Here is an 8630-nt window from a genome sequence, read left to right as displayed (position 1 = left end):
GACGAAAACTCGCCAATCTCAACGCCGATTATCTCGAAAATCTCATCCGTCAAAAATCAACGTTAACCTGAAGCGATTCCCCTGGGAGCCGGGCTAGCGACACGCAAAGCTAAGGCGTGCACAAGGTTTTCCGCCGTTGCAAATATATCGCAATCGCCTAATTTGCCTGCGATGACGCCGCAGGACATCACCAAGCTGATCGTCCGGACTTCGATGAAGGATCGGGCCGCGTTCGATCTGCTCTACCGGCAGACCAGCGCGAAACTTTTTGGCGTCTGCCTTCGTGTATTGAACGACCGGGGAGATGCGGAAGAAGCTCTACAGGAAGTCTTCGTCAAGATATGGACGAAGGCGGATCGTTTTGCCGTGTCCGACCTGAGCCCGATCTCCTGGCTGGTGGCAATCGCGCGCAATCATGCGATCGATCGCATCAGAGCGCGGCGCAAGCCTGCCGCCGACATCGATGCCGCACTCGACGTGGCCGATCCGGCGCCGGGGCCTGAAGCGATGGCGGTGGCGGGCGACGAATCCGAACGCATCCACCATTGTCTCGATGAATTGGAGAAGGACCGGGCGGCGGCCGTCCGGGGCGCTTATCTCAAGGGCGAAAGCTATGCCGAACTGGCGGAGCGTCACGGCGTGCCGCTGAACACGATGCGTACATGGCTGCGCCGCAGCCTGTTGAAACTCAGAGAATGTCTGGAAAGATGACGCTGGCAGAAGACACAGGACCGGAACGTGGAGGCGACGACCTGCTCGCCGCCGAATACGTTCTCGGCGTGCTTGATGCCGACGAACGCCAGATCGCCTCCCGTCGCATCGACGCTGAGACGGATTTCGCCCGCCTTGTCGACGGCTGGGAGGTCAATTTTTCGCCGCTGGCTGCCGCCTATCCGGAAATCGAGCCGCCGGCTTCGGTCAAGCCGGCGATCGACCGCAGGCTGTTCGCGTCCACCGCTTCCATGACGACGCCCGTTCAACCGCGCAGCCTGTGGTCCAGCCTGGCGTTCTGGCGTGGCCTTGCTGCGGCGGCGGTTGCCGCACTGGCGATCTACATCGCCGTGCCCATCCTCAACCCGCCGGTCGAGCAGCCGCAGGCGCGCCTTGTCGCCTCACTGGCCGCCGAAGGCAGCGATGTCAAATATCTCGCCGTCTACGATGCGGCGCAACACGAGGTCGGCCTGTCGCACGTCTCCGGTGAGCGCGCCGCCGGCAAGGACTTCGAGCTGTGGATGATCGAAGGCAAGAACGCGCCGGTCTCGATGGGTGTCATTCCGGCAGGTGCTACGGCGCGCATCATCGTCTCGCCGGCGGCCCGGCAGAAGCTCGCCCAGGGCGCGGTGCTCGCCGTCAGCCTCGAGCCGTCAGGCGGCTCGCCGACCGGTCAGCCGACCGGACCGGTGGTCGCCGCGGGCGATCTGAAGAGCATCTGATCGGCTCTTGGCGCCTGCAAACTCAAAATAGCTTACCTGAAGTCTATCCCGTGCCACACATGCCCCTGGACAGCATGTTAGCCGACGATCAGTTTCGGTCGAAAATCTCTCTGGCAGCGTCGATAATTTAAAAAATCACAATATTTCTGAAACTCGCGCATTTTTGTTCCGTATCTCCTCGCGTTCCCAAATATGGGAAGAGAAAAACCCGAGGAGTTTGACATCATGCGTAGATTCGCCACCCTTTTGCTCGCCGGTACGATCGCCGTTTCGGCCCTTGCAACCGCCGCCTATGCCGAAAATCCGATGGTCGGCGGCGCCGCCATGTATGCCAACAAGAACATCGTCGAAAACGCCGTGAACTCGAAGGATCACACGACGCTGGTCGCCGCCGTGAAGGCCGCCGGCCTGGTCGAAACGCTGCAGGGCACCGGTCCGTTCACCGTGTTTGCGCCGACCAACGACGCCTTCGCGGCACTGCCGGCCGGCACGGTCGAGACGCTGCTCAAGCCCGAGAACAAGGACAAGCTCACCAAGATCTTGACCTGCCATGTCATCGGCGCCAAGGCGATGGGGGCGGATGTCGCCGCGATGGCCAAGGCTGACGGCGGCGCCCACAAGGTCAAGTCTGTCGGCGGCTGCGAACTGTCGCTCAAGGCCGACGGCGGCAAGGTCACCGTCACTGACGAGAACGGCAATGTCGCCAATGTGACGATCGCCGATGTCGAGCAGTCCAACGGCGTCATTCACGTCATCGACAAGGTTCTTTTGCCCAAGATGTAACTTCTTTTGTCGAAGATGTAACAGGGGGCTTGCTGCCGGCGAACTGGCAGCAAGGACCCTCCGCCGATTGCATGGTTCTCGCCCCCGGGATCCGCAATCGACCTGTGCGCGCCGCGCCGCCCACATCTGGATGTGGGACGGCGCGGAGTGCTCGTTCGAGGGGGCACCGTCACCGGCTTTTGATTTCCGCGTGGCGGTATAGTTTGGCAAACAGACAACAGGAGGAATTGGTCATGAACCGTCGCGACTTTCTTTTGAGCGGTGTAGCCGCCATCGGCGTCGTCGGGGCTGCGGCGACAGTGCTGCGCATGGGCAATCCGCAGGCCGCGCAGGCCGCAGAAAAGTTCGAGGTCACCAAGACCGAAGCTGAGTGGAAAGCCATCCTGTCACCGGCCGCTTTCGACGTGCTGCGCAAGGAAGGCACGGAATATCCCGGCACCAGCCCGCTGCTCAACGAACATCGCAAGGGCATCTTCGCCTGCGCCGGCTGCGACCTGCCGGTTTATCCGTCGGAGACGAAGTTCGATTCCGGCACCGGCTGGCCGAGCTTCTGGCAGGAGATTCCCAAGGCCATCGGCACCACTGTGGACAGGTCGCTCGGCATGACCCGCACTGAGGCCCATTGCCGCCGCTGCGGCGGCCATCTCGGCCATATCTTCGACGACGGCCCGGCGCCGACGGGCCTGCGCCACTGCATCAATGGCGTGGCGCTGACCTTCAAGCCCGCCACGGCCTAAGACGATCCGTTGGAATACAAAAAACTCCGGGCTTGCGGCCCGGAGTTTTTTGCGCGGTCGAAGCTTTTTCGGTGTGGACTGGAGGAGCTTCCCAAAAACCGCAATTCCTGGTTCAGTGGCCGCCACCGGCGGCGACCGGCTTGCGGATCAGCATCGTGAACAGGCCGAGCGTTGCAAACAGCACCGTCAGCATGAAGAACACATCCATGAAGGACAGCAGCGCCGCCTGTTGCTGGACCATGCCCGACAGCTTGGAGATCGCGGCACTTGCCGCGTCAAGGCCGGCGGTCTGCTCGAAATTGAGCGTCATGTTCTGCAGCTTGGTCTGCGCGGCCTCACTGCCCCATTGCACATGCTCGGAGAGCCTTGCGTAGTGGAAGGCATTGCGGTCGATCAGCACCGTGTTGATCAGGGCAAGGCCGACGGCGCCACCGAGATTGCGGGTGAGGTTGAACAGGCCGGACGCATTCTTCAGCCGCTCCGGCGGCAGTGTGCCGAGCGCGATGTTGTTGATCGGCACCATGCACAGCATCATCGAACAGCCGCGCAGGATCTGCGGGATAAGCAGCTCGTAGAAATCCCAGTCTGCGGTCAGATGCGTCATCCACCAGGTTCCGGTCGCGAAGCCGAAGAAGCCGACCATCATCATCAGGCGCGGGTCCATCTTGTTCGAGAGGATGCCCGAGATCGGAGCGGTGAAGAACATGGCCAGTCCGCTGACGAACAGCGCCTCGCCGATCATCATCGAATCGTAGCCGCGGATGCGCCCGAGGAACACCGGGTAGAGATAGGTCAGGCCATAGAGGCCGATGCCGATGACGAAGGAGAACAACGAACCGAAGGCGAAGTTGATGTTGGTGAACGCCTTCAGGTCGACGATCGGCTCTTCGGCGGTGAACACGCGCCAGAAAAACAGCACCCCGCCAATGGTCATGACGATGGCGCAGATGAAGACGCCCTGATCCTGCAGCCAGTCGTTGTTGGGGCCTTCCTCAAGCACATATTCCATGCAGCCCAAGAAGGCCGCCATGCCGGCTAGACCCCACCAGTCGAACTTGCTGAACAGCTTGAGATTGGGCTTGTCGAAGTCGATCAGCGTCCAGGCCGCCGTCGTCACCAGGATGCCCGGCACGACATTGACCAGGAACAGCCAGTGCCAGGACATGGCGTGGCTGATATAGCCGCCGACGGTCGGGCCGATGGTCGGCGCCAGCGTCGCCACCAGGCCGATCATCGGCGAGACGACAGCGCGGCGCGACGGCGGGAAGATGGTGAAGGCGGCGGCAAAGACGCTTGGGATCATGCCGCCACCGATGAAGCCCTGGACGGCGCGGTAGACGATCATCTGGTCGATGTTGGTGGCGGTCGCAGCTAGCGCGCTGGCCGCGGTGAAGCCCGCCGCCGAGATCGTGAACAGCACGCGCGTCGACAGCATCCGGCTGAGGAAGCCCGACAGCGGGATCATCACCACTTCGGCGATCAGATAGGCGGTCTGCACCCACGGAATCTCGTCGGAACTGGCGCTCAGGCCGGCCTGGATCTCGGCCAGCGAGGCGGAGACGATCTGGATGTCCAGGATGGCCATGAACATGCCGAACACCATCGCCAGGAAGGCGATGACGCGCCGCGTCGAAATGGTGTCAGGCACAGCCGGCCTCGCCGGCGGCGCTCCTGCTGTCAGGGTTGCGGTTGCCATGGCATTGCTCCCCAGCAGCCGCTCAGTTCGACGCGGCCGCCGACGCCGACGCGGATGGGGCGGTGCGGCTGTCGACGGCGACGACGACGCTGAGGCCGGCGCGCAGCTTGCCACTCTTCAGCGCGTCGGCGGGCACGTCGATGCGGACCGGAACGCGCTGCACGACCTTGGTGAAGTTGCCGGTGGCGTTTTCGGGCGGCAGCAGCGAGAACACGGCACCGGAAGCCGGCGCCAGCGACGAGACGGTTCCCTCGAAGTCCTGGCCGTCGGTCGCATCGACCGAGATCTTGACCTTCTCGCCGGGAACCAGCCGGGCCAGCTGCGTCTCCTTGAAGTTGGCGACGATGTAGAGCTTGTCCATCGGCACGATGACGGCGAGTTTCTGGCCGGGGCTGACGAGATCGCCCTGCTCCACGGAACGGTTGCCCACGACGCCGTCATAGGGCGCCTTGAGCACGGTGAAGGAAAGGTCGCGCATGGCCTTGTCGTGGCTGAGCTGCAAAGACGCCAGTGTGCTTGCCGATTCACCGCGCTGTGCCTGCAGCACGCCGATATTGGCCTGCGCCGCGGCGATCTGCGCGTCGGCGCCGACGAGGGCGGCATCGGCCTGCTGCACCGCCGTCTGGGCGTCGTCCAACTGCGCTTGCGTGCCGACATGCGTCTTGACCAGCTGCGAGGCGCGCGCCGCTATCTTGGCCGCATTGGCGGGGGCGGCCTGGTCGGCGACCTTCTGCGCCTGCGCCTGCTGCAGCGAGGCGCGCGCCGCGTCGGTCTGGGCGTCGATACGGTCGAGCGTCTTGCTCAAGGTGGCGATCTGCGCCTCGGCCTGGGCGACGGCTATTCTGTAGTCGCCATCATCGACGACGAGCAACGGATCACCGGCCTTGACCAGCTGGTTCTCGCTGACCTTGACCTGATCGACATAGCCGGAAATCTTGGGCGATATGAACGCCATGTCGGCCTGGACGTAGGCATCGTCCGTCGAGATCATGAAGCGGCCCGTGGTCCAGTAATCGTAACCGTACCAGGCGCCGGCGCTGAGCAAGGCAACGCCGATGACCGGCAGCAGAAAGGAGCGCATCGAGCGCTTCTTCTTGGCCGGAGCCTCTGTCGGCGGCGGCGATACCGCGGGCTGGATGGGTATTTCAGGTGCTTCCGTCGCCGGCGCGACCTTGGCGTTGGGGAAGGGACGGACTTCGGCTGACGTTGACGCGTTCGAGGACATGACATCTCTCTAATGTAATAGTACTGAACCGTTCGGTTCGATCAGGACGTTGACATAGCGCGTAAAGAGGACCATATCAAGTGCAATCGAACCGGATGGTTCGAATTATTTTCGAGGTGTGACCTTTATGGCCGAGACTCTGCCCAACGTCGAAACCGACCAGTGTGGCGATTTGCTGGACAGCTTGCGCCGTGGTCGCCCGGCGGCAGGGCAGGACCCGGTCAAGCGCAGCCAGATCATCGATGGCGCCCGGCGTGTCTTCATCGACAAGGGCTTCGAAGCGGCGTCGATGAACGACATCACCCGCGAGGCCGGTGTCTCCAAGGGCACGATCTATGTCTACTTCGCCAACAAGGAAGAGCTGTTCGAAGCGCTGATCGAGGAAGAGCGCGGCAGCATCTTCAAGAACATGTACGACATGCTGGAGAAATCCGACGACCTTCGCCAGACACTGGTGAAGTTCGGCAAGGTGCTGGCGCTCAAGATCACATCAGCCAAGGTCATCCAGGCACAGCGTACGGTGATCGGCGCATCCGACCGGATTCCCGACATGGGCGCGCGTTTTTACGAACGCGGACCCAAGCGCGGTCACGACAAGGTCGTGGCCTTTCTCAATGCTGCCATCGAGCGCGGCCTGCTGCGGATCGATGATGTCGATCTCGCCGCCTATCAGTTCACTGAACTGTGCTTGGCCAGTCTGTTCCGCCAGTGCATCTTCGCCTACCGAACCAAGGCCCCGTCGCAGGACGAGATCGACCACATCGTCACGTCAGGCGTTAGCATGTTCCTGAAGGCTTACGGCACCGAAAGGCTCGTGGCGGAAGAAGGCCACAAGACGATTGCCATCGAGGCCAAGCCTTAGCTTTTTGTTCCCGCGCAATTCCAAGGGAAAGCGCTATGCGCTTTCCCTTGGAATTGTTCTATCCGCCATTGGCCGCAAGCACGATCGCGGCTTGCAATTCCTCGAGGCCCTCGGCCTTTTCAGAAGATGTGGCCAGAACGAACGGAAAAGCTGCCGGCCGCTTCTTGATCTTGGCCAGCGTCTCCTCGATCAGCCGCGGCACGCCGGCAGCCTTGATCTTGTCGGTCTTGGTCAGCACGATCTGATAGGACACCGCCGCCTTGTCGAGCAGCGACAGCACCTCGTCGTCCTTGGCCTTGATGCCGTGGCGGGCGTCGATCAGCACATAGACCCGCTTCAGCGTGACGCGGCCCTTGAGATAGTCGAAGACCAGCTTGGTCCACTCGTCGACCTTCTCCTTCGGCGCCGTAGCGTAGCCATAGCCCGGCATGTCCACCAGCGCCAAGGGCGGCAGGTCTGCACCCTCTCCCGAAAATCCGTCCGGCACGAAATAATTGAGTTCCTGCGTGCGCCCCGGCGTGTTGGAGGTACGGGCCAATCCCTTCTGATTGACCAGCGCGTTGATCAGCGACGACTTGCCGACATTCGAGCGGCCGGCAAAAGCTATTTCCGGCGGTCCTTCCGGCGGCAGGAACTTCATGGCCGGCACGCCACGAATGAAGATCCACCCCCGTGTAAACAGGTCGGTGCCGATCGTGCTGCTGTTTAGAGCGTTCAAGCTGCTGCCTCCAGAAGAGAAATATTGGCACCCCGGATAGCATCGAGGTTGCGGCTGATCTTGTCCACCGGCCAGTCCCACCAGGCCACCGCCAGCAGCCGCCTGATCGTCCGGTCGTCGAAACGCATCTTCACCACCTTGGCCGCATTGCCTGCGACGATCGCATAGGACGGCACGTCGTGCGTGACCACCGACTTCGCGGCAATAATGGCGCCATGGCCGATCGTAACGCCGGGCAGGATCACCGCCTCCATGCCGATCCAAACGTCGTTGCCGACGATCGTGTCGCCGCGCACTTCCTTCGACCAGGTCGCCGGGTCAAAACCCTTTTCCCAACCATGGCCGAAAATATTGAACGGGTAGGTCGAAAAGCCGGACATGGCGTGGTTGGCGCCGTTCATGATGAAGCGCGCGCCTTCGGCGATGGCGCAGAACCTGCCGATGATGAGCTTGTCGCCAATGAAGGGATAATGATGCAGCACGCATTTCTCGGCGAATTTGTCCGGCCCATCGGGATCGTCATAATAGGTGTAATCGCCGATTTCGATGTTCGGCGCGCTCACCAGTCCCTTGAGGAACCCGACACGCGTGTGCATCGGGATCGGGTGCTTGATGTTGGGGTTTGGTCCGTCCATGTCGAGATCCGTCAAAGAAATGGCCGCCAGGCGCATCCGAGATCCGCATGCGCCTGTCCAAAATAGCGTGATCCGCCCTATAGCACCAATCGGCTGACGAGCGAGCTTTCGATGGCGGCTTTGCTCATTTGCCGTCGCCATAGGCCAAGGTCGATGACAGCGCCGCCAAGAAGCGATCTCCTGGTGCAGTCGGCGTCGACAGGCCAAACCCTACAGATCTTCGAGTCCAAGCAAAAGAACCGGGGCCCCGTGGAGGCCGACAGGACCCCGGTCTGCCGCTACGGCCTCCCAAACACCGGCGCCTTTGCGCCGGAAGCCGTCTTGGCAAGGGTATCTTGCCGCCGTCGCGAAAACACGGTGGCCGCAATCCATGGCCTGTGCAAAGGCGTGCCGAAGCGCATGCCGCAGGGAATGGCAAAGCGCAGTTACGAGGTGCGTCAGGCCAAAGTTTCGCCGCAGATTGGAAATCGGTCGGAATGGGATGCCTTGCCGACAAAAAAGCCCCGGGCAATGAACTGACCGGGGCTTTTGATTTCGCAGA

At 62.0% G+C, this 8630-nt stretch carries 10 protein-coding genes; 6 read left to right on the top strand and 4 right to left on the bottom strand.

Going from position 1 to position 8630, the window contains the following annotated elements; genetic code table 11:
- The first annotated feature begins 171 nt into the window (after nt 1-171).
- From NKJ06_RS25490 to msrB, 4 genes are all read left to right on the top strand, one after another.
- Entirely contained in the window at nt 172-711 is a 540-nt protein-coding gene (locus tag NKJ06_RS25490) for a sigma-70 family RNA polymerase sigma factor (RefSeq protein WP_013528490.1), read from the top strand.
- The gene (locus NKJ06_RS25485) at nt 708-1433 is read left to right on the top strand and encodes an anti-sigma factor (protein WP_352634843.1); all 726 of its coding nucleotides are present in this window, start codon (nt 708-710) and stop codon (nt 1431-1433) included. The genes NKJ06_RS25490 and NKJ06_RS25485 overlap by 4 nt, the downstream gene beginning before the upstream one ends.
- Nucleotides 1434-1658: 225 nt before the next feature.
- Nucleotides 1659-2216 carry a fasciclin domain-containing protein gene (locus NKJ06_RS25480; protein WP_352634744.1) on the top strand — a complete coding sequence of 186 codons (558 nt, stop codon included), beginning with the start codon at nt 1659-1661 and terminating at the stop codon, nt 2214-2216.
- 233 nt (nt 2217-2449) lie between these two features.
- The gene (msrB, locus tag NKJ06_RS25475) at nt 2450-2953 is read left to right on the top strand and encodes a peptide-methionine (R)-S-oxide reductase MsrB (RefSeq protein ID WP_352634746.1); all 504 of its coding nucleotides are present in this window, start codon (nt 2450-2452) and stop codon (nt 2951-2953) included.
- 112 nt (nt 2954-3065) lie between these two features.
- Here the strand turns inward: msrB and NKJ06_RS25470 are convergent, their stop codons facing one another.
- Complete coding sequence (locus NKJ06_RS25470) at nt 3066-4649, bottom strand: DHA2 family efflux MFS transporter permease subunit (RefSeq protein WP_352634748.1); 1584 nt, start codon at nt 4647-4649, stop codon at nt 3066-3068.
- Nucleotides 4650-4671: 22 nt separating this feature from the next.
- On the bottom strand, nt 4672-5874 hold the full coding sequence (locus NKJ06_RS25465) for an HlyD family secretion protein (RefSeq protein WP_352811027.1): 1203 nt from the start codon (nt 5872-5874) through the stop codon (nt 4672-4674).
- A gap of 127 nt (nt 5875-6001) precedes the next feature.
- Here NKJ06_RS25465 and NKJ06_RS25460 point away from each other — a divergent pair, with 127 nt between their 5' ends.
- A complete protein-coding gene (locus tag NKJ06_RS25460) occupies nt 6002-6736 on the top strand; it encodes a TetR/AcrR family transcriptional regulator (RefSeq protein WP_352634751.1) in 735 nt (244 codons plus the stop codon).
- Between the two features lie 58 nt (nt 6737-6794).
- On the opposite strand, the gene yihA is transcribed toward NKJ06_RS25460, so the two are convergent.
- Nucleotides 6795-7454, bottom strand: coding sequence for a ribosome biogenesis GTP-binding protein YihA/YsxC (gene yihA / locus NKJ06_RS25455; protein WP_352634752.1), 660 nt, complete (start codon nt 7452-7454; stop codon nt 6795-6797).
- Nucleotides 7451-8089: a CatB-related O-acetyltransferase gene (locus tag NKJ06_RS25450; protein ID WP_352634753.1), complete on the bottom strand. Its 639-nt coding sequence runs from the start codon at nt 8087-8089 to the stop codon at nt 7451-7453. Before NKJ06_RS25450 ends, yihA begins: the two co-directional genes overlap by 4 nt.
- 153 nt (nt 8090-8242) lie before the next feature.
- Between NKJ06_RS25450 and NKJ06_RS25445 the strand changes: the two genes are divergently transcribed.
- Entirely contained in the window at nt 8243-8608 is a 366-nt protein-coding gene (locus NKJ06_RS25445) for a hypothetical protein (RefSeq protein WP_352634755.1), read from the top strand.
- Nucleotides 8609-8630 lie beyond the last annotated feature (22 nt).

This window comes from Mesorhizobium sp. M0293, assembly GCF_040321735.1.
Taxonomy (GTDB): domain Bacteria; phylum Pseudomonadota; class Alphaproteobacteria; order Rhizobiales; family Rhizobiaceae; genus Mesorhizobium.
Note: the sequence above shows the minus strand (reverse complement) of the source record. Positions and strands in the feature narration are given on the sequence as shown.

What these genes read in the sequence shown, in the direction of transcription:
- NKJ06_RS25490 (WP_013528490.1), top strand. Translation starts at nt 172, where the DNA reads ATGACGCCGCAGGACATCACCAAGCTGATCGTCCGGACTTCGATGAAG.
- NKJ06_RS25485 (WP_352634843.1), top strand. Translation starts at nt 708, where the DNA reads ATGACGCTGGCAGAAGACACAGGACCGGAACGTGGAGGCGACGACCTG.
- NKJ06_RS25480 (WP_352634744.1), top strand. Translation starts at nt 1,659, where the DNA reads ATGCGTAGATTCGCCACCCTTTTGCTCGCCGGTACGATCGCCGTTTCG.
- msrB (WP_352634746.1), top strand. Translation starts at nt 2,450, where the DNA reads ATGAACCGTCGCGACTTTCTTTTGAGCGGTGTAGCCGCCATCGGCGTC.
- NKJ06_RS25470 (WP_352634748.1), bottom strand. Translation starts at nt 4,649, where the DNA reads ATGGCAACCGCAACCCTGACAGCAGGAGCGCCGCCGGCGAGGCCGGCT.
- NKJ06_RS25465 (WP_352811027.1), bottom strand. Translation starts at nt 5,874, where the DNA reads ATGTCCTCGAACGCGTCAACGTCAGCCGAAGTCCGTCCCTTCCCCAAC.
- NKJ06_RS25460 (WP_352634751.1), top strand. Translation starts at nt 6,002, where the DNA reads ATGGCCGAGACTCTGCCCAACGTCGAAACCGACCAGTGTGGCGATTTG.
- NKJ06_RS25450 (WP_352634753.1), bottom strand. Translation starts at nt 8,089, where the DNA reads ATGGACGGACCAAACCCCAACATCAAGCACCCGATCCCGATGCACACG.
- NKJ06_RS25445 (WP_352634755.1), top strand. Translation starts at nt 8,243, where the DNA reads ATGACAGCGCCGCCAAGAAGCGATCTCCTGGTGCAGTCGGCGTCGACA.